The organism is Enterococcus sp. 2STP, from assembly GCF_032465635.1.
Lineage (GTDB): Bacteria > Bacillota > Bacilli > Lactobacillales > Enterococcaceae > Enterococcus_B > Enterococcus_B lactis.
The window spans coordinates 215393-240999 of record NZ_JAWDJH010000015.1; the positions used below are offsets into that span (position 1 = coordinate 215393).

General features: G+C 38.7%; 22 protein-coding genes and 1 other annotated feature. Of the genes, 3 read left to right on the plus strand and 19 right to left on the minus strand.

Going from position 1 to position 25607, the window contains the following annotated elements:
• Positions 1 to 6 precede the first annotated feature (6 nt).
• The 4 genes from RWU19_RS06425 to efrA all read right to left on the minus strand — a co-directional run bounded on the left by RWU19_RS06425 (position 7) and on the right by efrA (position 4422).
• Positions 7 to 492: a gamma carbonic anhydrase family protein gene (locus RWU19_RS06425; protein WP_123838076.1), complete on the minus strand. Its 486-nt coding sequence runs from the start codon at positions 490 to 492 to the stop codon at positions 7 to 9.
• 150 nt (positions 493 to 642) lie between these two features.
• Positions 643 to 840, minus strand: coding sequence for a hypothetical protein (locus RWU19_RS06430; protein ID WP_002372808.1), 198 nt, complete (start codon positions 838 to 840; stop codon positions 643 to 645).
• Between the two features lie 94 nt (positions 841 to 934).
• A complete protein-coding gene (gene efrB, locus RWU19_RS06435) occupies positions 935 to 2695 on the minus strand; it encodes a multidrug efflux ABC transporter subunit EfrB (protein WP_002328987.1) in 1761 nt (586 codons plus the stop codon).
• On the minus strand, positions 2692 to 4422 hold the full coding sequence (gene efrA, locus RWU19_RS06440; protein ID WP_002314241.1) for a multidrug efflux ABC transporter subunit EfrA: 1731 nt from the start codon (positions 4420 to 4422) through the stop codon (positions 2692 to 2694). The genes efrB and efrA overlap by 4 nt, the downstream gene beginning before the upstream one ends.
• Before the next feature lie 392 nt (positions 4423 to 4814).
• Here efrA and RWU19_RS06445 point away from each other — a divergent pair, with 392 nt between their 5' ends.
• Both RWU19_RS06445 and rnjA read left to right on the plus strand, forming a co-directional pair.
• On the plus strand, positions 4815 to 5027 hold the full coding sequence (locus tag RWU19_RS06445; protein WP_002287947.1) for a DNA-directed RNA polymerase subunit epsilon: 213 nt from the start codon (positions 4815 to 4817) through the stop codon (positions 5025 to 5027).
• Position 5028: 1 nt separating this feature from the next.
• Positions 5029 to 6708 (plus strand): ribonuclease J1, encoded by a 1680-nt coding sequence (gene rnjA / locus RWU19_RS06450; RefSeq protein ID WP_002310218.1) that lies wholly within the window; start codon positions 5029 to 5031, stop codon positions 6706 to 6708.
• Between the two features lie 257 nt (positions 6709 to 6965).
• Here rnjA and RWU19_RS06455 read toward each other — a convergent pair whose 3' ends face one another.
• The 12 genes from RWU19_RS06455 to RWU19_RS06510 all read right to left on the minus strand — a co-directional run bounded on the left by RWU19_RS06455 (position 6966) and on the right by RWU19_RS06510 (position 20912).
• Positions 6966 to 7166, minus strand: a complete 201-nt coding sequence (locus RWU19_RS06455) for a cold-shock protein (protein WP_002294067.1) — start codon at positions 7164 to 7166, stop codon at positions 6966 to 6968.
• Between the two features lie 149 nt (positions 7167 to 7315).
• Positions 7316 to 8008: a RadC family protein gene (gene radC / locus RWU19_RS06460; RefSeq protein WP_123838075.1), complete on the minus strand. Its 693-nt coding sequence runs from the start codon at positions 8006 to 8008 to the stop codon at positions 7316 to 7318.
• Positions 8009 to 8062: 54 nt separating this feature from the next.
• Entirely contained in the window at positions 8063 to 8716 is a 654-nt protein-coding gene (locus RWU19_RS06465; protein WP_002328985.1) for an HAD family hydrolase, read from the minus strand.
• Positions 8706 to 10019, minus strand: coding sequence for a bifunctional folylpolyglutamate synthase/dihydrofolate synthase (locus RWU19_RS06470; protein WP_024636474.1), 1314 nt, complete (start codon positions 10017 to 10019; stop codon positions 8706 to 8708). Before RWU19_RS06470 ends, RWU19_RS06465 begins: the two co-directional genes overlap by 11 nt.
• Before the next feature lie 196 nt (positions 10020 to 10215).
• Positions 10216 to 12861: a valine--tRNA ligase gene (locus RWU19_RS06475; RefSeq protein ID WP_123838074.1), complete on the minus strand. Its 2646-nt coding sequence runs from the start codon at positions 12859 to 12861 to the stop codon at positions 10216 to 10218.
• A 47-nt stretch (positions 12862 to 12908) separates the two neighbouring features.
• Positions 12909 to 13125, minus strand: a binding site (T-box leader).
• Positions 13126 to 13253: 128 nt separating this feature from the next.
• Positions 13254 to 13901 carry a redox-sensing transcriptional repressor Rex gene (locus RWU19_RS06480; protein ID WP_024635635.1) on the minus strand — a complete coding sequence of 216 codons (648 nt, stop codon included), beginning with the start codon at positions 13899 to 13901 and terminating at the stop codon, positions 13254 to 13256.
• A gap of 263 nt (positions 13902 to 14164) precedes the next feature.
• Positions 14165 to 15376: a tRNA uracil 4-sulfurtransferase ThiI gene (gene thiI / locus RWU19_RS06485; protein ID WP_002310213.1), complete on the minus strand. Its 1212-nt coding sequence runs from the start codon at positions 15374 to 15376 to the stop codon at positions 14165 to 14167.
• 15 nt (positions 15377 to 15391) lie between these two features.
• Complete coding sequence (locus RWU19_RS06490) at positions 15392 to 16534, minus strand: cysteine desulfurase family protein (protein WP_123838073.1); 1143 nt, start codon at positions 16532 to 16534, stop codon at positions 15392 to 15394.
• Positions 16535 to 16699: 165 nt separating this feature from the next.
• A complete protein-coding gene (locus tag RWU19_RS06495; RefSeq protein ID WP_002310211.1) occupies positions 16700 to 18421 on the minus strand; it encodes a septation ring formation regulator EzrA in 1722 nt (573 codons plus the stop codon).
• 198 nt (positions 18422 to 18619) lie between these two features.
• Positions 18620 to 19180, minus strand: coding sequence for an HAD family hydrolase (locus tag RWU19_RS06500; protein WP_123838072.1), 561 nt, complete (start codon positions 19178 to 19180; stop codon positions 18620 to 18622).
• A 25-nt stretch (positions 19181 to 19205) separates the two neighbouring features.
• Positions 19206 to 20045, minus strand: a complete 840-nt coding sequence (locus RWU19_RS06505) for a Cof-type HAD-IIB family hydrolase (RefSeq protein ID WP_002335498.1) — start codon at positions 20043 to 20045, stop codon at positions 19206 to 19208.
• 33 nt (positions 20046 to 20078) lie between these two features.
• Positions 20079 to 20912 carry a DUF72 domain-containing protein gene (locus tag RWU19_RS06510; RefSeq protein ID WP_002328978.1) on the minus strand — a complete coding sequence of 278 codons (834 nt, stop codon included), beginning with the start codon at positions 20910 to 20912 and terminating at the stop codon, positions 20079 to 20081.
• A 230-nt stretch (positions 20913 to 21142) separates the two neighbouring features.
• On the opposite strand from RWU19_RS06510, the gene RWU19_RS06515 reads away from it, so the two are divergent.
• Positions 21143 to 22111, plus strand: coding sequence for an asparaginase (locus RWU19_RS06515; protein WP_002314249.1), 969 nt, complete (start codon positions 21143 to 21145; stop codon positions 22109 to 22111).
• A gap of 155 nt (positions 22112 to 22266) precedes the next feature.
• On the opposite strand, the gene RWU19_RS06520 is transcribed toward RWU19_RS06515, so the two are convergent.
• From RWU19_RS06520 to RWU19_RS06530, 3 genes are all read right to left on the minus strand, one after another.
• Positions 22267 to 23004: an acyl-ACP thioesterase domain-containing protein gene (locus RWU19_RS06520; protein WP_002315462.1), complete on the minus strand. Its 738-nt coding sequence runs from the start codon at positions 23002 to 23004 to the stop codon at positions 22267 to 22269.
• 15 nt (positions 23005 to 23019) lie between these two features.
• A complete protein-coding gene (locus RWU19_RS06525; RefSeq protein WP_002315463.1) occupies positions 23020 to 23853 on the minus strand; it encodes a fructosamine kinase family protein in 834 nt (277 codons plus the stop codon).
• A gap of 206 nt (positions 23854 to 24059) precedes the next feature.
• Entirely contained in the window at positions 24060 to 25388 is a 1329-nt protein-coding gene (locus RWU19_RS06530; protein ID WP_123838071.1) for an aminopeptidase C, read from the minus strand.
• Positions 25389 to 25607: the final 219 nt, after the last annotated feature.

The window sequence follows — 25607 nt, forward strand, 5'->3', positions numbered from 1 at the left end:
TACTGCCTATCTTTTCTCCTTGAATTTTCCTTGCGCATGCATCCGACCTATTTCGACATAATGCTGGATGTTTTCTTTGTTTTTTTGTATTTCTTCTTTTGTCAAAGGGCGGATCACTTTAGCTGGACGACCAAAAGCCAAGACATTAGGAGGAATAACTTTTCCTTCTGTTACTAATGATCCAGCACCAATCAAACTATTCTCACCAATAACCGCATGATTCAATATCGTGGTTCCCATCCCGATCAGCGCCCCTTTTTCGATTGTACAGCCGTGTAGCATACACTGATGTCCTACCGTCACATTCTCCGCAATATCTACAGGTGCATCATGATCGACATGGACGATTGTACCATCTTGGATATTCGTTCTTTGTCCTACTTTTATCCAATTACTGTCCCCGCGTAAAACTGCTTGATACCAGATCGTCACATCTTCTGACAATGTCACGTCACCAATCACTGTAGCATTTGATGCTATAAACCGTTCCATCTCTATTTTCTCCTTTCGTTTTTTTGTAGAAACTAATCCTATTGAATAAATGTATCATAGCATATATTTATTTTATAAGAAAAAAACAGGTAAAACCTGCTCAGTCCAGATGCCTATTTGCGCTATCTGGTAAACTGACGTTTTACCTGTTTATTGTACCTCTATATTTTCTTCTATTACTTTCTTCAAAACTAATTCGTACACTTCGATTTGTGCTGCCAAGCGTTCGATTTGAAACTCATTTTCAAAAAAATCAGCTGAATCAAATGGTTTTGTCTGACAGACGTGCGTTAAACGATCAATTTCTCTTTTGGCTTCAGTGATTTTTTCATTTAAAAACTGTTCCATCTCCGTGCCCTCACTTTTTTTGATAACCTTACTTTACCATTATCAAGAAAGGAGAACAAAAAATAAGTTTCAAACTGTTTTATCCTTCTATGATTTATCCTGCTTCCTCAGCAAATTGGCTGTTATACAGTTTTTCATAAAATCCGCCTTGTGCCAATAAACTCTCATGTGTTCCTTTTTCAATGATCTGACCTTGGTCCATCACTAGAATCAGATCTGCATCGCGTATCGTCGATAAACGGTGAGCAATGACAAAACTTGTCCGCCCCTCCATCACGCGATCCATCGCTTTTTGAATCAACGCTTCTAAACGAGTGTCTACTGAACTTGTCGCTTCATCCAAAATCAAAATTTTAGGATCTGAAACCACTGCTCGGGCAATCGTCAGCAACTGTTTTTGTCCTAAAGACACATTGTCTCCCTCAGCATTGATGGCCATCTCATATCCATCTGGCATTGTCCGGATAAAATGGTCTACGTTTGCTGTTTTTGCAGCATCTACTACTTCATAATCTGTCGCATCAAGCTTTCCAAAACGGATATTATCGGCAATCGTTCCTTGATAGAGCCATGCATCTTGTAAGACCATACCAAACAGGGAACGGACATCACTACGGCTCATTGATTTGGTATCAATCCCGTCGATCCTGATAGCTCCTTTGTCTACGTCATAAAAACGCATCAATAGATTGATCAAGGTCGTCTTGCCGGCACCGGTTGGACCGACGACAGCCACGGTTTGACCTGCTTTCACTTCAAAGTTCAAATCTTGAATCAATGGTTTCTTCGGATCATACGCAAAATCGACATGATCGAATGTCACATCTCCTAAAATCGTTTCTGGCAGTGAAACATCTACTTTGTTTTCTTTTTCTTCTGGCTCATCTAAAATCTCGAATACACGTTTTGTTGCCGCTGATGCACTTTGCAAAACAGAAGACAATTGTGTCACGTTCCCCATCGGCTGGCTGATTTGCCAAATATATTGGATGAACGCCTGAAGTTGACCAACAACGATTGCTCCAGTAATAACATAGAAACTTCCTAGAACAGCCATACCAATATAAGTAGCATAGGCAGTTAGTTGGACTAATGGCATCATCAACCCAGAAATGAACGCTGCGCGGAACCCAAAGTATTTCAAGCTATGATTTACTTTTTTGAATCCTTCCAATGTTTCTTTTTCGCGTCCGTATACTTTCAATACACTGAAACCTGTCATATTTTCTTGAACGTAGCCGTTTAGCTCACCAAGCGAATTCTGCATGCTTTGAAAATATTTCTGCGAAGCATTGATCACTCGTTTGGAGATCCAGAACGATGTTGGAATCATGATCATAGAGATCAGCGCCATCATCGGCTGGATATAAAACATCATTGCTGCAGCCAACGTAATTCCCAATATCGCATTTACGATACCAATAAAAGCTTGTTGTAAAGCACCGCTGACTGCATCTACATCATTCGTCACACGAGACAAAATATTTCCTTGCTGGTTTTTATCGAAATAAGAAACCGGAAGACGATTGATTTTTTCTTCTATGTCTCTTCGCAAATCATGCATGGCACTTTGAACGACATTTGTCATCAAAACCCCAGAAAGCAATTGCGAAATACAATACCCTATTCCGACCACTGTGATCCAAATAAGACATTTGAATATATAAGAAAAATTGATTGATTCGCCATTGGCAATATTACGACTGATTTCTGTAGTAGGAAGTCCTGTAACATATGGCAAAGCCACGTTGAAAGCCACTGTCAGAACTGTAAATAGGATCACTAGAAGAAAAGTCCCACGATACGGTCTGATATATCGAGCTAAACGTTTTAAGGAAGAAAAGGTTTTTTTCATGCTAGTTCCTCCTTTGATAATTGAGAAGCGGCAATATCATAATAAATCGGGCATTTTTCCAATAACTCCCGATGTGTCCCCATACCGACGACTTCTCCTTCATTTAATACGATGATCTTATCTGCATGCATGATCGTTCCCACACGTTGTGCTACGATCAATACAGTAGACTCTGTTGTTTCTTTTTTCAGACGAGCACGTAACTTCGCATCCGTTTGATAATCTAATGCAGAAAAGCTGTCATCAAAAATATAGATTTCCGGACGGCGTATGATGGCTCTGGCTATTGCCAATCGTTGTTTTTGTCCGCCTGAAAAATTGGAACCACCTTCTGATAAATGTTCGTCAAATCCATCTGGTTTTCGAGAAATGAATTCTGAAGCTTGAGCAATCTCAGCTGCACGTTCCATTTCTTCTTGTGTGGCATCTTCTTTCCCGTATCGCAAATTATCGGCAATCGTTCCAGTAAATAGCAGCGCTTTTTGCGGAATAAATCCAATCTTGTCTCGCAACTTGCTTAACCGATAATCTCTCACGTCTACTCCGTCGACCAAGATCTTTCCTTCACTCACATCATAAAAGCGAGGAATCAATTGAATCAACGTAGATTTTCCGCTACCGGTACTTCCAATAAAAGCAACGGTTTCTCCTGGAGAGGCTGTAAAACTGACATTTCGAATCACTGGCTCTTGCGAATGGCCTGGATAAGCAAATGTTACATTTTGAAATTCGATATACCCTTTAGTCTTCGTATCTGATATACCATTTGGATCTTCTACAATAGAAGGTTTGGCATCTAGTGCCTCTTGGATACGTCCAGCTGAAACGGCTGCTCTTGGATACATCATGAACACACTGGCAAATAACATGAATGAGAATAAGGCATGGAATATATACTCGATAAATGCAATCAAATCTCCTACCCGAAGTTCGCCAGCATCGATTTGCACTGCCCCGCTCCAAATGATCAATACCATCACGATATTAAATAAGAAATAAAAACCTGGTTGTGCAACAGCCATCAAACGGAACAAGCTTTTCGAACTAGCAGCATAATTCTCATTGACTACAGCAAAGCGTTTTTCTTCAAACTTTTCATTGACGAAGGCACGAATCACACGCAATCCTGAAAGGTTTTCCCGCAAGATACTATTGATTTTATCTAAGTTTTTTTGTTGTTTTTTAGATAACGGCTCAGACACCTTAGCAATCGCTACGACCGCCAATAATAGCAAAGGCAATGCGCCTACTACATACAAGCTGAGTGTCACACTTGTACGCATGACCATGTACAAACTGACAACGAACATCATCGGCGCCATGAAACCGATACGTAAAATATTTTGCAGGAACAACATGATCTGATAAGCATCATTTGTTGTACGAGTGATCAAGGAAGATACGCCTAAATTTTCGTACTCCTGATGCGAATAGCTTTGGATCTTTTCGAACAAGTCATCTCGAATATCTGCTACGATATTGGTCGTGATCCTCGAACCAAAATAACCTAACAAGATATTCAAAATAATACCGATTACGGTAATAACGATCATAAATATCCCTTGCTGTTTCACATAATCAAAATCATCATTGCGGATTCCTACATCAATCATACGTGCTAAAATCGTAGGAAGTCCTAATTCAATCAAAATAAAACCGAATACGCATATAAAATTGAAAAACAAGAATTTCTTATAACGCATGGTATAATGCCACATTAGTTTCACTTTCTCATCTCCTTTTAATCTTTTGTTACATTTTCATTACTAAAAATGATAGCACAACGAACCTATTAATAGAACACTTCTCTCATAAAAAAGTCATTATGATTATAGTAAAATGATAAACGTTGATTTTTTCTTTCAATCTAGTTGATTTCTATACTTATTTGCTGTTTTATGCTAGAATAACAATTAATTGTTGTATATTTTTTATACAGAAGGTACGGTTGAAAAAATATCCGAACAGATGAGCAAAAACGAGGCTTGTCTCTTTGACTCGAATCCAGTATTCTAGTCAAAGCATATGAAAAACTAGGTGGCTTGTCCCCTCGTTTTGTGTTGTCTAAAAAAATCAACTAGCTAAATCACTGCTTTACGCAGATAAAGGAGACAAAACAATGATCTATAAAGTTTATTATCAAGAAACAAAAGTACGTAACCCTAAACGGGAAGAAACAAAATCTCTTTACATTGAGGCAAAAAGCGATGTAGACGCTCGCCAACGTGTGGAAGAAAATACCCCATACAATATTGAATTCGTTCAACTTCTAGAAGGAAGTCATCTAGAATACGAAAAAGAAAATGCTGATTTCTCATTAGTGGAGTTTTAATATGAAACTTTCCATCAAAAATAATGAGACAGGCGTCTTTGCTATTGGTGGATTAGGTGAAATCGGGAAAAATACGTATGGGGTACAATTCCAAGATGAAATCATTTTGATTGATGCCGGGATCAAGTTCCCGGAAGACGATCTACTTGGAATTGACTATGTCATTCCCGACTACAGCTACATCATACAAAACTTGCACAAAGTAAAAGCCCTAGTGATTACTCACGGACATGAAGACCACATCGGCGGAATACCCTACTTGCTAAAACAAGCAAATATTCCTATCTATGCTGGTCCTCTCGCATTAGCGTTGATCACGAACAAATTAGATGAGCATGGCTTGCTTCGAGAGGCAGAGCTTCATGAAATCAATGAAGATACGATTATTCGTTTTAGAAAAACTTCTGTCAGCTTTTTCAGAACGACTCATAGTATCCCAGACGCATTAGGGATCGTGGTAAAAACACCTTCTGGTAATATCGTAGCGACTGGAGACTTCAAGTTTGATTTCACTCCCGTCGGCGAACCAGCAAACTTGCATAAAATGGCTCGTATCGGGGAAGAAGGTGTCTTGTGCCTTTTATCTGATAGTACAAATGCTGAGATTCCAACATTTACTAAATCAGAAAAAACGATTGGTCATTCTATCTTGAAGATCTTTTCAAAAATCGAAGGTCGTATTATTTTTGCCAGCTTTGCTTCTAATATCTTCCGTTTGCAGCAAGCAGCAGATGCCGCTGTGGCGACTGGTCGTAAAATCGCTGTTTTCGGACGTAGCATGGAAAATGCCATTGTCAATGGCCAACGTTTAGGATATATCAAAGTTCCAGACGGCACATTTGTAGATGCACATGAAATCAATCGCTTGCCTGCTAACGAAACGATGATCCTATGTACAGGTTCTCAAGGGGAAGCGATGGCCGCTTTGAGCCGTATTGCAAATGGTACCCACCGTCAAATCCAAATCCAGCCAGACGATACAGTGATCTTTTCAAGTTCACCTATCCCTGGTAATACAACAAGTGTCAATCATTTGATCAACTTGCTGTCTGAAGCTGGCGCAGAAGTAATCCATGGAAAAATCAATAACATCCATACTTCCGGTCACGGTGGACAAGAAGAACAAAAATTGATGCTTCGCTTGATGAAACCAAAATATTTTATCCCTGTCCATGGAGAATTCCGCATGCTGAAAGTCCATGCTTCTCTAGCACAAGATGTAGGTGTTCCTGCAGAAAACTGCTTCATCATGGAAAATGGCGATGTTTTAGCGTTAACTAGCGATTCTGCACGTCCTGCTGGGCATTTTGTGGCTGGAGATGTGTATATCGATGGTAGCGGGATCGGCGATATCGGTAATGTCGTTTTACGTGACCGTCACTTGCTTTCAGAAGAAGGTCTTGTATTAGCTGTTGCAACAGTAGATATCAAGAAAAAAGAAATCTTGGCTGGTCCAGATATTCTCTCTCGTGGATTTGTCTACATGCGAGAATCAGGAGAAATGATCAATGAAGCTCAGCGAATCTTATTCCATGCTTTAAGAGAATGTTTAAATGGACCTGACTGTTCAGAATATAAATTGAAAGAAGCGATGACTGGCGCACTTCAGCCATTCTTATTCGAACGTACAGAAAGACATCCAATGATTTTACCGATGGTCATGACACCAGATGAAGAATAAGTAAGAGGGTGTGAAATTAGTGCCCTGACCTGAGTATAAGAGAAACCGAACGGAAAACAGGACAAGTTGTTTTTATTTGGCTGTTCTTATTGCTTGATACAGGGCAGCTTTTTCACAACCTCTTAAAATTTATTTACTTTTTCATACAAAAAATACCTGCCACAAGAGAAATTTCCTCTTGTGGCAGGTATTTTTGTTACTCGCTTTGTTCTCTCGTAAAAATTGATGCCTACCATCAATTTGATTTACAGATAAAATTAAGCTTTTACAACGTTTGCAGCTTGTGGGCCACGGTCTGATTCTTCAACGTCAAAAGTCACTGCTTGACCTTCTTCTAATGTTTTGAATCCGTCACCTTGGATAGCAGAGAAGTGTACGAATACGTCGCTTCCATCTTCACGTGAGATAAATCCAAATCCTTTTTCAGCGTTGAACCATTTTACTGTTCCGTTTTCCATAATAATATCCTCCTCGTGCCAAAAGCACTTATTTAAATTGTAACATTGCTCGTGTACGATAGAGGTGCAACAGATGTTTCAACTTCTATTCCCAAACAAAATTACAATATAATTGTACACTTGCTTCATTTTTTTTGCAAGAAAGCAACTTACTTCTCTTCCATTAATCCTTCTTCTCTCAAACTAAAATATCGTTTACGTCCGATGATCAAATGATCCAGTACAGTGATACCCATCATTTCTCCGCACTTTTGTATCCTTTTAGTAAAATTCATATCCTGTTGTGATGGAATAACATTACCAGAAGGATGATTATGTGCTAAAACGATTCTTGCCGCGCAGTAACGTACGGCATAATGGAATATTTCTCTAGGATGAGCGACTGACTGATTCAGCGAACCGATGAACACTGTCTTTTTTAAGATCACTTGATTCTTCGTGTCCAAATAAATACAAATCAAATGTTCCTGTTTGTGATCTTTCATTTCCAGAATCAATTGTTGTGCCAGTTCATAGCTAGTACGAATGGCGGGAGATGCTCTTTCTTGGTCCGTCTGAATGCGGCGGCCTAACTCGATCAAGGCTTTGATTTCGATTGCTTTCACACGTTCTATCCCTCGAATCTCTTCTAACTCATGCAAAGTAGCCTGTCGTAAAGAAGCCAATCCTCCAAACGTTTTTAACAGATTGCCGGCAATCGACATCACACTATGAGGGTGCTGACCAGTACGCAGTAAAATTGCTAAAAGCTCCTGATCCGATAAAGCTTCAGCTCCATAAATTTCCATACGTTCCCTTGGTAAAGAGCTAGTTGGTACTTCTTTGATCAATCGTTTTTCCAAAAAAACATCTCCTTTCTATCTTTTCTAAAATAAGATACGAAAAGAGATGGATTTTTATTTTATCAATGCAGGGATTTCATGCAAAGAAGAAACGACCCCAGCCGTTTTTTTGATCAATTCTTGGGAAGGCGGAAGCAAATCTGGAACCATGACTACAGGGATCTCAGCCGCAGAAGCTGCTAAAATACCATTTTGTGAATCTTCTAAAATCAATGTTTCTTTCTTAGCTGTACCTAATTTCTGATTGGCTAATAAAAAAATTTCCGGATCTGGTTTTGCTCGTTGGACATTCTCTGCGGAAACAATCGTCTCAAATCGTTCAAACAGATTGTTCTTCTTCAATAAAAGTTCAATGACAGCTCGTTGGTTACTGGAAGCGACAACTTTGGGAATCTGATGTTCTTCTAAAAAAGAGAGGAGTTCCAACACACCGGGCTTCATTTGTACGGCTCCTTTTGAAAAGCGCTCAAGCGTTTCCTGGTATGAATCGTCTATGAATCTTTGTACGCTTGTTTTACCGAATTCCGCAAAAATCATATGATAATTCGCCCACACTTCTTCATCGGAAACACCTAAGAATTTTAAATACAGGTCTTTATCATATGGAAAACCCATCCTATCTGCTACTACTTGTGAAGCCTCGTAATATACTAACTCTGTGTCAAACAATAAACCATCCATATCAAAAATCACTGCATTATACTTCATGGTCTCCTCCTAATTGTATTAATAAATGACGAACTTCTGAAATGAAATAAAGCGAACCGGTCACAACTAATACATCTTCATTTGTCATCTTTTCCAATATATCTGCTAATCCGAATTGCCACAATGAAACGATTGATACTCTCTCACTTGCTAAATCTGATACTTCACTTAATTCGATGGCTTTTGGATGTTCAAAGGTCGTCAAATAAATATGGACATTTGGTACTTGTTGCAGTCGTTCTAGCATTTCTCTAACATTTTTAGTTCGTAAGGCGGAAAACAAAATGTTGATTTGATATCCTTTGAATTCTTTTTTCAAATTCTCAACAAGCCGGTTCATTGCATGCGTATTATGGGCACCATCTAAAACAACTAATGGCTCGTTACTCAAACGCTCCATTCTTCCTGGCCATCGAGATTTCTTCAACCCCTTCAAAACATCTTTTTCTCGGAAAGGCAGCTTTTCCAATTGACAGTAAACAAAATACAATTCGATGGCTACTCCTGCATTTTCAGCTTGATGTTGCCCTAAAAGCGGCGTGGTTAGTTGAGGGATTTTCCCTGCTTCATTAAAGAATTCAAATACTTCTCCCCAAGTCTCATCAGGATGCAGATAGTTTATTTTATAATTTTCCCCGTATACATAAAGCATCGCATTTTTTTCTTTAGCTGTTTGTTTGATGACATTAAAAGCTTCTGGGCCGATGTTTCCTGTGACAACTGGAACGCCTTGTTTGATGATTCCTGCTTTTTGCGCAGCGATTTCTTCAATCGTCTCTCCAAGTATCTCGGTATGATCAAGCCCAATCGTTGTTATTCCAGTTAGCATCGGTACAGCTACATTGGTAGAATCCAATAAGCCACCTAAGCCCACTTCAATAATCGCTACGTCTACTTTCTTCATCAAAAAATAATCAAATGCCATGGCTGTTAATGTCTCAAATTCAGTGATACCAGCTACTGCTTCAAATTGATCAAGTTGTTTGATCAGCGGCTGATATTTTTTTACAAGCTGGATCAAGTCATTGTCTGGGATACTTTTGCCATTGATTGCAATCCGTTCATTGAACGTTTCGATATAAGGTGAAGTAAACGTTCCAACTATCAGACCAGCTTCTTCTAATAGGCTTCTCAAATAGGCTACAGTAGACCCTTTTCCGTTTGTTCCAGCGATATGGATCGTTTTTACTTTCCTCTCCGGATGACCTACCACTTCTAATAAAGCTTCGACTCGGTCAAGACCAGGACGTGAACCAAATGGTAATCGACTATGGATCCATTCTATTGCTTCTTCAATCGTCATCAACAATTCCCCCATTTCTCTTTTATTATAACAAATAGAAGACATAAGAAAAATAAAAGGACGATAGAGAGAAAAATCTGCTCCGGATACATGATAAATCGCTCTTTTTTCTAAGTAATCAGAGTAGACTAAAAAAGAGGATGCGACAATAATCATGTCACATCCCCTTATTCGGAATAAGTGGTGTTCCCCGCTTTTATTGAATAGTACGCAAACTTTCGATTCGTTCTTTGACAGCCGTTTGCTTCTCTAAATAATCTTTTTCTTTTGCACGTTCTGCCTCTACTACTTCTTCCGGCGCATTAGAAACAAACCGTTCATTAGAAAGTTTTCCTTGGACACGTTTCACTTCGCTTGTCCATTTTTCCAGTTCTTTTTCTAATCGTTTGATTTCCTCTTCGATATTGATTAATCCTGCTAACGGCAAGAAGATTTCTGCACCTGTCAGAACAGCTGACATCGCTAGATCTGGTGCAGTGATCTCACTTGATATCGTCAACTCTTCTGGGTTGCAGAAGCGTTCGATGTAGCTTGTATTTTCAACTAAAAATTGATCGATTTTAGCATCGTTTGTTTTGATTAATAACGTGATTGGTTTAGACAATGGTGTATTCACTTCTGAACGAATATTTCGAACGGCTCGAATCAATTCCTTCAATACTTCCATTCCTTTAGAAGCAGTTTCATCGTCAAACTCTGGACGTACCACAGGATATTCTGCTACTACTAGAGAATTTCCTTGATGAGGAATATGTTCCCATATTTCTTCTGTGACGAATGGCATGATTGGATGCAACAAACGCAAAATCTGATCCAAGGTATGGACTAGGATACTACGTGTTGTTTGTTTTGAAACAGCATCATCTCCATAAAGTACTTCTTTGCTCATTTCGATATACCAGTCACAAAAATCATCCCAGATAAAGTTATACAGTTGTCTACCGGCTTCACCAAATTCAAAACGATCAAATAATTCAGTTACACGTGCGACTGTTTCGTTCAAACGAGTAAGAATCCAACGGTCAGCCACTGATTTTTCTCCAGATAAATCGATCTCTTCTACGGTCATACCTTCGATATTCATGATAACGAAACGTGAAGCATTCCAGATTTTATTGATAAAGTTCCATGAAGCATCCATTTTTTCATAGCTGAAGCGAACATCTTGCCCTGGTGCAGAACCATTCGATAAGAACCAACGAAGAGCATCTGCTCCATACTTTTCGATTACTTCCATCGGATCGATCCCATTACCTAATGATTTACTCATCTTCCGCCCTTGTTCGTCACGAATCAATCCATGGATCAAGACATTCTCAAATGGTCGTTCGCCAGTAAATTCCAAACTTTGGAAGATCATTCGGCTTACCCAGAAGAAAATGATGTCATAACCAGTTACTAAGGTGCTAGTAGGGAAGTACCGCTTATAATCTTCGCTTTCCGTGTCTGGCCAGCCCATCGTTGAAAAAGGCCACAATGCTGAACTAAACCAAGTGTCTAAAACATCCGGATCTTGGACCCAGTTTTCACTATCAGCTGGTGCTTCCATCCCTACATACATTTCACCTGTTTCTTTGTGATACCATGCAGGGATTTGATGTCCCCACCATAATTGTCGTGAAATTACCCAGTCATGGACATTTTCCATCCAACGTAAAAATGTTTGATTGAATCTTGGAGGGAAGAATTCCACTGCTTGATCTGTTTCTTGGTTATCAATGGCTTTTTTTGCTAACGGCGCCATTTTTACAAACCATTGAGTAGACAATCGAGGTTCGACAACGACACCTGTCCGCTCGGAATGTCCCACACTATGGACCATCGTATCGATTTTGATCAATCGGCCGATTTCTTTTAGATCTTGCACGATTGCTTTACGAGCAGCGAAACGATCCATTCCAGCATATTTTCCTGCTAGTTCATTCATCGTGCCATCATCATCCATCACATTCACTCGTGGGAGATCATGACGATTACCTACCTCAAAGTCGTTTGGATCATGTGCTGGAGTGATTTTTACTACACCTGTCCCAAACTCCATATCTACATATTCATCTGCAATGATTGGGATTTCTTTATTGACTAAAGGTAGAATCACTTTTTTGCCGATCAGCGCTTGATAACGCTCGTCTTCTGGGTGAACAGCAATCGCCGTATCTCCCAACATCGTTTCTGGCCGAGTCGTCGCAATTTCTACTACGCCTGATCCATCTGCCAGTTCATAGCTCATATGGTAAAAGGCGCCTTCGATGTCTTTATGAATAACTTCGATATCAGATAGAGCTGTTCGTGCTTGAGGGTCCCAATTGATGATGTATTCACCGCGATAGATCAACCCTTTTTCATATAAGGTAACAAAAACTTTACGTACTGCTTCAGATAATCCGTCATCTAATGTAAAACGTTCTCTGCTGTAATCTAAAGATAAGCCCATTTTAGCCCACTGTTCACGGATATGGTTTGCATACTCTTCTTTCCATTCCCACACTTGATCGATGAACTTTTCACGACCTAGATCATAGCGAGAAATTCCTTGCTCTCTAAGCTTTGCTTCTACCTTTGCTTGTGTCGCGATTCCTGCATGGTCCATACCAGGCAACCATAAAGTATCATATCCTTGCATTCTCTTTTGACGAATCAGCATATCTTGCAAGGTCGTATCCCAAGCATGCCCTAAATGAAGCTTTCCGGTAACATTTGGGGGTGGGATCACGATTGAATAAGGTTTTGCTTTTTTATCTCCGCTCGGTTTAAACAAATCTTGTTCTAACCAATGCTGATAACGTCCAGCTTCAACTTCTTGCGAGTTATATTTTGTTGATAGGTTATTTTCTTCCGTCATGCTGTTTTCCTCCTTTAAACTAAAAAACGTCCTAAAATACTTTCGTATTTTAGGACGTATGATTTACGCGGTACCACCTAAATTGCAATAATCAATCATTATTGCCTCTCCAGTGAGTTAACGATCACGACTCGTCTATCTCTACTCCATTCAAGACAGAAACTCCCAAGCTACCTTCACTGGTTGTCATTGAGAACCTTTCAGCAGATAGTTCTCTCTCTAAGAATGAATGTGCCAGTTACTCCTCTTGTTCAGCGTTATGCTTCATTCTACAATGGTTTTTTTTTTTAGTCAACAAGTGGTCGTGAAAAAACCACTTCATTTAGTATTAAAAAATTTTTGAAAGAATTACAATGGATCCTCGCAAGATCAATAAGCCTACTCAAATTTTCCTAAGAAAAAACTTCTGAGTAATTCTCATCAAAGTAAATAAGCGTCTGTAACTCGGTTGTCAAATCAATGTATTGAACATTGACATAAGCTGGGACAGTTACTCGGTCAGGTGCAAAGTTAAGGATAGCGGTTACATTCCCTTTGACAATTTCATCAATAGCAGATTGTGAATATTTACTTGGTACCGTAGAGATTGCTACTGTCACATTTTTTGCTTTGGCTATCTCCGCGAAACGATCAATCGGATAGATCATCTCTCCATCAATTACTTGATTGATCAGTGCTGGATCATTATCAAAGACGCACACGATATTTAGATTTTCATTTCTTCTAAAATTGTTGTGTTTCAATGCTTTGCCAAGATTTCCGTATCCGACTAATGCGATTCGTTTTTCTTCTTTAGTATTAAGGATATTATTGAATACATCGATAAGGAAAGGGACATCATAGCCATATCCGCTTCTGCCTAGCTCGCCTAATTGCGAGAAGTCTCTGCGGATCGTTGCAGAAGGAATTTGGGTGATTTCGCTGAACTCATTTGATTTGATTCTACTTATGCCTGAGTCATCCAGCATCTTTAAATAGCGTAAATATAAAGGTAACCTTTTCGCAGTTGCTTTTGGCAGTGTATCTGTTTTTTCTCGCATAACGACGCTCCTTGTTAATAATTTCACATATTTAGTGTAACATGTTTCTAACCCGGGAGCAAGGTTACAGGTAGGAAGGAAAAGGGTATGAGACAAATAAAACGACCCAAAAATTAACTATTTGGGTCGCTATTTCATGGAAAATTCTCTTTTTTATCATTTATCAGCTAATCTTCGACATTAGTTCAAAAACGGTAAAATATATGGAGCTATTTTTCCGTTTTGTTTCTCTAATACTCAGGTAAAAACACTGATTTCACAACCTATAGCAATTCTGAAAATTCTTCAGTTTTTTCATTAGAAGATTCTGCTTGTATCTCTTCCATCTTCAAGCCAGCTAGTGCTCGTTGGATCATTTCATCTATTGCTAAACGCTCTTCATATTGATGGACCTTTTCCAGTTGAGGGCGTGTTTTTGGCTGTGGAGGAGCAAAAATCGTACAGCAGTCTTCAAAAGGCTGGATAGAAAGATTAAATGTATCGATCTGTTCTGCTACTTCAATGATTTCAAGTTTATCCATTGTCGCTACAGGCCGAATGATTGGCGTATTCGTTACTTCATTGATAGCCACCATACTTTGCAAGGTTTGTGAAGCCACTTGACCTAATGATTCGCCATTCAAAATAACTAGACCATGACGAATACGGCGAATTTCATCGGTCAACCGCAACATCATTCGACGAGTGATCGTCATCCAATATCCTTGTGGCACTGATTTTTTGATTTCTTCTTGAATCTCGGTAAATGGCACTTCAATAAAATGGATTGTTCCTACATAAGGTGCTAGTTTCGCTGTTAAGTCTTTTGCTTTTTGCAGTGCTTGTTCACTTGTATACGGCGGACTAGCAAAATGAACAGCTTCGATTTCCACTCCCCGCTTCATTGCAAAATATCCTGCAACAGGAGAATCAATCCCGCCAGAAAGCATGAGCATTCCTTTTCCGCTTGTTCCTACAGGCAACCCGCCAGCTCCTTTGATCGTTTCATACGACAGATAAGCGCCGTCACGACGAATCTCTACACGTAATGGAATATCGGGCTGACGCATTTGAACTTGGATATGAGGGAAAATATCAAAAACAGCATTGCCTAATGTTTGATTCAATTCATTACTTGTCAATTCAAATTGGTGATCGCTTCTTTTAGCGATAATTTTAAATGTTTCTTTCCCTGTATAAATTTCTTTCATGATGTCTTGAACAGCTTGTTTCAAAACTTCGACATCTTTTTCTACCCGAATACTCGGAGAAAAATTTTGGATCCCAAATATTTTTGCTAGTTTTGGAATAACTAGCTGACTGTCTGCACCATTCAACAAAAGATGCATCCGGTCGCGATCAGCATGGATTTTGATTTCTGGAAATTCTTTCAAAGCTTGTCTGACATTTTGTGCTAGTTGCATGATAAAGCTTTTTCGATTCTTTCCTTTTGTCGAAAGCTCTCCATAACGGACCATAATTTCACTGTATTTCACAAGAACACTCCTCTTTTAATTGATTGCAGAAAATTTCTTATAAAGCTGCTTGAAAATAATCATAAATTGCTCCACTTCTGCTAATGAATTATTTTCATCTAGGCTGATTCGAATAGCAGATGTAGCCAAATCATTTGGTACATGCATCGCATGCAATGTACTGCTTGCCATATGTTTACGTGAGGAGCAGGCACTAGTAGTAGAAACAAATATTTGTTTTTCCTCTAATGCATGGACGAGAACTTCACCACGAATTCCTTTTAGAGCAAAACATAAAATATGCGGCGCATAGTCGGTTCCTTCTGAAAAGATCGTCACTTTATCATACGACTTCAGCGCATGGATCAAAGCTTCTTTTAAGCGTTGTGTCTGCTCAGATTTTTGTTCCTTTATCTCTAATGATAAACGTAAAGCTTTAGCCATAGCCACAATACCTGGAACATTTTCTGTCCCACTTCGCTGATTTCTTTCCTGTCCTCCACCTGTCAGTAATGGCGCTAAACGACGACCCTTTTTCCAATAAATGAAACCAGTTCCCCGTGGGCCATGGAATTTATGGGCTGAAAATGTTGCAAAATCCACTCTCCCTGTCAACCATTGCGAGAATGGTACTTTTCCGATTGCCTGAACAGCATCTACATGGAAATGAATTTTAGGGAAATCATCCAAAAGATCACTGATTTCTTGGATGGGCTGAATCGATCCTACTTCATTATTCACAGCCATAACAGAGACCAAAACTGTCTCTTTTCTTATTAATTTTTTCAATTCGTCAACACGTACAAAACCGCGTTTATCTACTGGGGCGATACTTACTTCGATTCCTAATTCTTTTAATTGTTCGGCCGTCTCACTGACTGCCGGATGTTCGATTCCTGAAATGATCATATGATTCCCATACTCTCTTTTTTCAATCATCGTTCCTTTTAATACCCAATTATCTCCTTCTGTTCCTCCTGAAGTAAAAAAGATTTCTTCTGGTTCTGCATGGATCAAATCAGCGATCTGCTTTCTTGCTTGCTGCAACAACCGATTAGCTTGATTGCCCAAATCATGAAGACTTGATGGATTCCCAATAATCCGCTGACTGGTTTTTACGTATGCATCTAAGCTTTGCGGAAAGATTGGGGTCGTTGCACTGTTATCAAAATATATCATAAGAAACCCCTCTTTTTTGAAATTCTTTTCTATTATAACGGTTGTCCAAGGTGCTTTCAAGAGCAGGTGGAATTTTCACTTGTTTCGTCCTTCGGATAGACATAAAAAAAGACAAGAACAAGACGGATGGTTGTCTTGTTCTTGCATGATTGCTGCTTTTTTGCTTTATACTAAGTCTGGATGATTAAAATAAAAATCTTCGATACGTTTGAAAGCACCTGGTTCTACTCGCTCTAATGCTGTACCAATTTCGTCTAATGCTTCTTGATAATGATATTCTTTATTGAATAAATAGTAACTTTTATCAATTGCTTCTCGCACTTCTTCGTGTGTATGACGATAACGGTTTGCATATTGGAGCATTTGCTCCGTTAGTGCTGCTGCATCTACTAGATCATGTGTCTTCTTATCTAATAATTCTAGATCTTCTTCGCATAGAGCAACTAAACGATTGACTTCCTCCATGTTTACTCGAATTTTATTCAAGACAACACTTAGTTCTTCAATACGATCAGTAGCAACAAAAAAGAATTCTAGGTAATCATTCGGCAAGCCAGGCAAACGTTGTTTCTCTACAAAACGTTTCAAGCTACGCAATTTAAATTCGAATGTATCGATCTTTTCTTGCGCTTCTTTTTCGCCTTTTCTCAATTCATGTAATGAGTCGTCGATCTCTACTTGTTGCGTTTCGATATCTTCTAAGACCTTGAAGACTGTTTTATAGAACGTACGCACTTCTGAATAAGGGATTTCGTGTTGGCGAATCTGTGGAATCATCTGTTCATTTTGACGTTCCATTTCTTCCACTTCAGTTTGGAAACCTCGTACACGACCAATTTCATTGTGATTCAATGTATAGCTTTGAGCGGTGTGATCCAACTCAATCAATAATTGACGGTTATTCTTCGTTGTATGTTTGATATACTCTGCAATCGTTGATTGGTTAGTTTTTACATATCTCTGAGCTTCCATTTCCCGTTCTAAGATGTCATATAGCGAATCAATCAAATCAGCTGTTTCTCGGTTTTCGAATTCGACCGTTTCAACTTCTGTTTTTTCAAGATTGGCTAATGAATTTTCAATTCTTCGACTTACTTTTGCGATATCTTCAGCAAGATCTTCTTCAGGGAATACATATTGTTCTTCCATTAATTTCTCATAAGTATCACTGATTTCTTCAAGTTGTTCAGGGAAAGTCGTATGGAGATCTTCATACAGTGGTGGAATTTTTTTCATCAGAGCTTCCACTTCATACGTATGTTTTTCTGCTTTATCTAAAACCTCGCGGGCCTCTACAGGATCGCCGGAAGTATTTAAAGTCACGAATTGCGTAAATTCTTTTTCGATCATCTTGATCTGTTTTTGCAATTCAAAAAGAGCTGGTCCATATTCATGCTCGTCTTCTCTGACTTTTTCTTTCAGTTCTTCATAGACATCAAGCGCCTGCTGGACAGCTAATGAGTTGCGTTCTTCTGTTTCTCGCAATTCCTTCAGACCTTCACGGATTTCCGTTACTTGTTTCTCCATTTGGTCCATTGTTGCTTCTGCTTCAACAACTGCTTTTTTTCCTTTTAAGAACCGAAAACTTTCATTGAGGTTTTCCACTTCAAAAATTTGACTTTCTAATTCAGCGAATGAGGAAGTAGATATGTCATTCCACTTTTGACTCCATTCACGAAAGGTATTTTGGCTTTGCCCAACCAGATGCATTTTTTTTACATCATCGACTTCTTCAATCACTGGCAAGTCAAATAATTCTTCCTTGCGTTTTTCTAAGGCATCCAATCGATCTTGGTTTTTTTTCTTCATCAAGTAACTAACCAAAAAGACGACAATGGCGACTATAATGATTGCAATGACGATTCCGATGATAACATTATTTCCCATTTATGGTTCCTCCGTTTTCAGTATGCATCTTTTTATGCAACAGATGGCGTTCTGCTTGGCATAAATCCAAATAATACGTCTCTCGTGCAAAAGACATCTATTCTAGATTATAGCATACTATTTTCATGCATTCACTAACTTAAACGAAAATCTTTTGTTTTTCATCGTATAAAGATAACAAAAATAGTGAAGTACTGATCACTCTCTTTCGTTTGTGCATGCACTCCTATCAGCAGAGCTTTTCCCAGCAAGAGCTTCTTGAATCTGTCGTTGGATTTCTGCCGCGATTTTAGGCTCTGGCGCGTACTCTATCTGCCAGTTCTCAGGTTTCAATACTTTATTTGTTACAGGATCATAATGAGGTTTTCCATCTGGAAACAATTTTCCCATATTTGCCTGATGGACGATATCAAATATTCGATCAGGCGCTATTCCCAATAATGAAAAAGAACCATAAGTAAAGTAAAGGATATCTGTCAGTGCATCTACTTGTTCAATCAGTGGGTCACTTCCCCACTCTGTCTTATCAAGTATTTTTTCTTCTGCTTTATCTAATGCTTCGTGTAGCAGAGTAACAGCTTCATGTAGTTGTTCTTTACTTGGTGAGGTAGCTGCAACAAATTCAACAAGTTCTTCCATTTTGAATGCAGCACGTGTATGAGCCTCCATCGCAGTAAAAGCTGTGGGGATTTCTGGTCTTCTTGGATCAAAAATTTTGTGAAATGCTTCTACTTTTTGAAAAGGTGTCTCTGATTCCATACTAATGTTTTCCTTCTTTCATTGACTAATAAATCAGACCAAAGTGTTTTAATCCTTCGTATATGCCATCTTCTTCATTTGATTGGGTCACAAAATCTGCGGCATGTTTTACTTCGTTCTGAGCATTTCCCATGGCCACTCCAATTCCTACACCTTTCAGCATCTCGATATCATTGTAATGGTCGCCGAATGCCATGATTTCTTCCATCTCGATTCCGACAGCATTTGCGAAAGCTTGGATGCCTAGCAATTTTGAACCACCTTTTGGGATGATATCTACAGTATACGTATTTGAACGTTGGAAGGTACACTCAGGAAATAGATGTTCTAACTTTTTCTGTTCTGACTCCGGACTAAGCAGTATACATTGGTAAATTGGTTCTTTTAATATCTCTAATGTTTCATAACGGTCCTTTTGCCGGTGAGGGCTAAAAAGCTGGAGGATTTTTTTCATCAGACGTACCGGGAATTTACGCGGTAAAAAGCTGACTAGCCGCTTGATAAAAATCGATTGTCCTAATAGCATCGTCGTTGATCCATCTAGCCGATTTCTCGCACCAAAAACGATTTGTCGATGGTTCTCATCTGCAAATTCAACAATATGTTCCAATACTTTTTGTTCAAAAGGGTGGTCGATAATCGTTCGATCTGCAGTAAAAACCAGTTGGCCATTATACACGACATACATATCTAATTCCAATTCATCAATGATTTCTTTGATCTTTATTGGGCTGCGACCCGTTGCTACACCGCATAAAATGCCGTTTTTCCGAGCATAATTAATTGCTTGTTTTGTTGATTCCAATGCTTTTGAACGATTGGTGACCAATGTTCCGTCAATATCAAAAAAAATAGCTTTGATCATAGACTTCGCCCCTTTCATGAATAAAATAAGCCTTTAAAACAGATCCATTTGAGTTGGATTAAGTCCATCCGGCTTGATATTTAATATTTTTTGCAGTGCTAATGCATTTTCAGCCGCATCCCCACCAGAATTGTTATTAAAAATCACACCTATCTCTTTTGTCTTAGAATCAACTGCTTTGACTTCACGTGCTAGTTCTTGCAGTTCTTTTTCTGAATAACGATACAATGTTCTTTTTTTGCGCCAATCTTTATCATTTGCTTGCCATCCCTGAGCATTCCTGCCATGGAATCGAAAGAGAGCAAAGTTCGGATTGGTTACAAATGGATCAAAAGGGATCGTTGTATTCAGCAGCTGCGGCTCATCGATGATGGCTAAAGAAAAAGCGGCTCGAGACATAAAGTTTCTCGTACGTTCAAGAAATTCATCGCTGTACCAAGAATAATCCCGCAATTCTACGGCAACAGGATAACTCTCAAACCACTTTCTAAGTTTGCGCAAGTATTGGACATTTTCTTTTGTACATTTGAATGAAGAGGGGAATTGAATTAAAAAGCAAAAAAGCTTTCCAGCTTCTACCATTGGCGACATGACATCTAAAAAATGCGTAATCATCTCTTCTTCGGTCTGATAATAAGGCTTCCAATCTCCTTGACCGCTGATTCCTTGATAGACTTTGACTACAAAGCGAAAAGATTCAGGTACTTCGTTTATCCAATTCTCAACAGAGGACTTTCGAGGAATCCCATAATAAGCAGTATCTAATTCCACTAAGGGTAGAAATCCGGCATATTCATACAGAGTGTTATTCTTTTTGCCAGTTAATTTGTCATGTTCTTTAAACGATGTTAATCCGATTCTGATCATTTTCGACCACCTTCGTAATTGTTTTCCCTTGACTGCTTTTTTGTAAAAGAAACTCAACCAAATACTCCGTGCATTAAGAGGTCAAGGTCGAGTCTTCTTCGTTTAAGTAAGGGCAGCTTTTTTATAATAAGTCTGGCTATTGTTATTCTTCACTGATAGCAAAACTCTTTTATATAGTATACAATAAGATTTAACGGCTATGCAAAATTATTCGTAAGGAAGTCTGTAAAATGAAAAAAATACTTGTACTGCACACCGGCGGAACGATCGCCATGAAAGAAAACATGCTCACTGGCGGTGTTAGTCCTGATGTGGCAAATCCGTTATTAGATGCAGAAATCACGATACCTGAGCATGTGGAACTCTTAGTTGAAGATATCTTCAATCTTCCCTCACCACACATCATGCCTTCTCACATGTTGGTATTAAAAGAACGTATCTTGTCCGCTTATGAATCAGGTATATTCGGAGTGGTGATTACACATGGTACGGATACATTAGAAGAAACTGCCTTTTTTCTTGATACAACGATTGGTGACAAATTACCAATTGTTTTGACTGGGGCAATGCGTTCAAGTAACGAACTTGGAAGTGACGGCCTCTATAATTTTGAAAGTGCTATTCGCGTCGCAAGCTGTGAAGAAGCGGTAGATAAGGGTGTATTAGTTGTCATGAACGATGAGATCCATTCTGCACGCTACGTGACAAAGACCCACACCACAAATGTTGCTACTTTCCGAACGCCTACATTGGGACCAATCGGTTTAGTAACTAAGAATCGAATCTTATTCTTACAAGAACTTTTAGAAACAAAGCGGCTGGATATTTCCGCTGTAAATGGGACTATCCCAATTGTTAAAGCATATGCTGGGATGCAAGGAGACTTATTGGAAGCAATCGCCCATACGAAAGTAGACGGTCTAGTCATTGAAGCTTTAGGTGCCGGAAATCTCCCTCCTCAAGCCCTAGCAGCTTTAGAAAAGCTCCTTGTCCAAAAAATCCCTGTAGTACTTGTTTCTCGTTGTTTCAATGGAATCGCAGAGCCTGTTTATGATTATGAAGGCGGAGGAAAAGAACTAGAAGAAATGGGGATTATTTTCTGCAACAGTATCAATAGTCAAAAAGCACGTTTAAAACTATTGATTGCCGTAAACTATGGTTTGACGGGTGAAGAATTGATTTCGTTTATCCAAAACTAAACATCAATATCTGATAGCTAAACTTAAAAAAGAGAGGCTGTGACAAAAGTAGCTTCTTCGAAAACTAAGCCGAAATTTTACAAAAATTTGAGAAACAATTTTCGTAAACTTCTTCTTATTTCTTGAAGCTGACCATTTCTGTCACAACCTCTTTTTTATTTATTTTTCCATAGAATATTGGCTTCACAATACAGCTGTTCTTGCATTCGGATTTCATGTTTTGTTTTGACACCATTTTCAATTGGGACTTGTTCAAAATGGCTTTCGATCTCATTCCCGTACTCTACTTCTTTATCAAATCGAATAATTACTTTTTCTGGAACATGCGTAGTCAAAAAGTCATATCCCAATACATCAATGATCCAATTAAAATACATCGCATTATTAACATGCTGATTACTATCGATATCATAAAAACGAACACGATATGGCAGCATGAAGCCCGAATCAATCTTTTCAATTTTTTCCTGACGCTTGATTTTCTTGATTTTCTCACTCTCAAAAGGAGCAATGATCTCTTCATTAACACTGCTCATTTTTCGATTCACAAAATCCATCAATACAAAAACAGATTCTATTTTGACTAATTCTTCCCCATCTTCATCATGGATCCAGAAGTTCCGATAACAGAAAAACTTATTGTACTCCATGGCTTGAGTCGTTACTGAAATTACTTCACCGACTCTAGGTAAACGTTTAATCTCCATAGAATAATTCGTGATGACCCAAGTCAGTCCAAAGCTATTGACGAATTCACTGCCTCTTCCCAACTGGTCGCTTTGATCTTCAGATGTTTTGATAACTACTCCTAACATCGAAGGAAATGTCATCGTTTGATTGATGTCACACTCATAATATGAAACTTCATGCTTTTTGGTATATTTCTTTGCCAAAAACACGCCCTCCTCTTAAAAACTTTCTAGTAATTGATCTACTTGGGAACCGTAACTTTCTCCAAACATATTCAAATGTGCCAAAAGATAATATAACTGGTAAATCGGCAGTCGATCTTCCCATCCCTCTTCTAATGGAAATATAGTTTGATAGGCATCTAAAAATTCCGGTCGGAAACCGCCGAATAATTGACTCATTGCGATATCTTGTTCCCGATTCCCATAAGAAACAGCCGGATCGACAAAAATTGGTTGTCCTTGCTGGTCAAAGAACACATTACCACTCCACAGGTCTCCGTGCAAGAGGCGTGGAGTGATCTTTTTGGGTTCAACCGATCTCAATACTCGTTCTTTAAATCGCAGATACTTTTCTTGCCGCTGTACATTCCAACGATTCGTTTCTTCTGCTAAAGAAATCTGGGCTTCAAGCCGATTTTTAAAGAAAAAAATCCACCAATCTTCTTCAAAAGAATTTTTCTGAATAAGTGTACCTAGATAGTTATCTTTTCGAAAACCAAATTGCGGCGCTGTTTGCTGATGGAGATTAGCTAAAGCTGCAGCAAGATCTCGTTGATCTCCTTTTCCCGGCTCGATCCATTCCATTAACAAATAAGCGCCTTCACTTGTTTCACCCAGCATGTACGTATCTGGTACACGTACGAATGCAGCTAGCTCTTTTAACCCGTCTACTTCTGCTTCAAAAAAACCTTTTTTTACATTCGGATGGATTTTCAAAAAATAAGCACGCTGCTCTGTTTTTATACGATAAGTTTGATTCACATCGCCGCCAACAACTGGAATCACTTTCCCATTTAGTTTCAGATCAGATAAAACAGTTTGGATATCCATGACTTTCCCCCCTACTCCCAATTTTATTCTATTTTGTCATCATACTTGTTTCATGATAAAAGGATTATTTCCAATCCTCATCCCTTTATTTAGAATTATAGCACAGAGACCATAAAAAGCAGGAGATGGACTTTATAGATAAAAAAGAGCTGACTTAAGCCAGCTCTTTTTTATCTATAATGCATACTCTTTATTGAACTATTTACCTATGCTAAAGCACCCATTGGATCCCATGGAGCTAGCACAATTGGTTCTTCATTGAACGCATTTAGTTGCTCTTTCATCAACAAATCTTTTCTGACAACGATTTGGTACGTATATTCGTCCATCCAGGCATCACTCATAACGAAGAAACCGTTCTTTCCAACTTTTTCGCCCCAGCTGTTTTCGACTTTCCATTTTGTTGATTGTCCGTCCACTAAATCAACGCCAGTCAATACCATCGCATGGGTCATCAAACTTTCACCAAAATCCAAACGTTCAGCTTTAGTCATTGTGAAATCCGTATCGAATAGATCATCCATCGAATAAGCATCTAAGGCCATGATGCCACTGGTTCTAGTAGAAGATTGTCCTACATCACAACCAAACCATACAGATTCTCCTTGTTCAAGCTGAGCAATCGCTAATTTTTTGAAAGTTTCCATATCAACATTCAGGTATTTAACTTCTTTCCCACCAACGACATTCCCTAGCATCTCTACTGTATAAGAACGATTGAATGGTTTGTCTTTTGTTGGTGCATTGATCACACTAACATAATCATCTAATTTTACACCGATGTATTTATCATAAAAAATTTGTGGTGTCAGTCCTCGGTCAAGATGATAGTTCTGTTCTTCATCGCGGTACTCAAAATCGAATTCTTTTGGAGGTGTTCCTAATGAGATGGCTAAGAAGTTATAAATACTTTCTAGCATTTCTTCTTTTTTTTCTTCAATAGCGTCTAATGTTTCTCCTTGAGCAACCATTTCGCGTAACACAACTGCATCTTTACGCAGTAGTTTGTTCAAATAGTTATTCAAATCTCGAGAATTTGAACTATTCGCACTTTCCGGCATTACCGATTTGGGCACAACACCGTATTTTTGGAATAATGAAACGATCATATCCCATTGACCGCCATCTTGTTGAGGAGTAGTTAGCAAGAAAGCCACTTTTCGGCTATCAATAGCCTCTTTTCCAGTTGCAATGATGTTTTCATAGAAGTAATTTGCCTTTTCATATTTATCCCAGAAAAAAGTGTAATTTTGTGATAATTCAAACTCTTTTAAATGGAATTGATTCAGCATTTTGTGACGGAACGTATTCAATGCAGCAAACATCCAGCAACGGCCCGATTGCATCTGATTAGCCACTTTTCCTGTAGCCAAATCAATAGAAAATACTGGTGTATTCGCCACATGTGCTGAAATATTTTCAGCAGAAGCAGTAATCCCGTTCTTCACGACAGCCCGCTGCAATGCCTGCTGTTTGTTATTTGCTTGAAACTGTTTGTCAAATTTTGTTGTCATATCCGGTGTAATAGCTTTCATCCAATCATCCTTCCAAATCCAAGTTACACTTCGTATTTTACTCTTAAGAATTTAGAAATACAATCTCTTCTATGATGAAATTTTCATTTGAATGAGAATATACTTACAACTTCATGAAGAAAAATATCATATGGTATACAATAATTTTCAGATAAAAAGGAATATTTCTATGAGATAACGAAAATGGCCTGTATAATAAAGAAGAGGCCTAGAAGAACA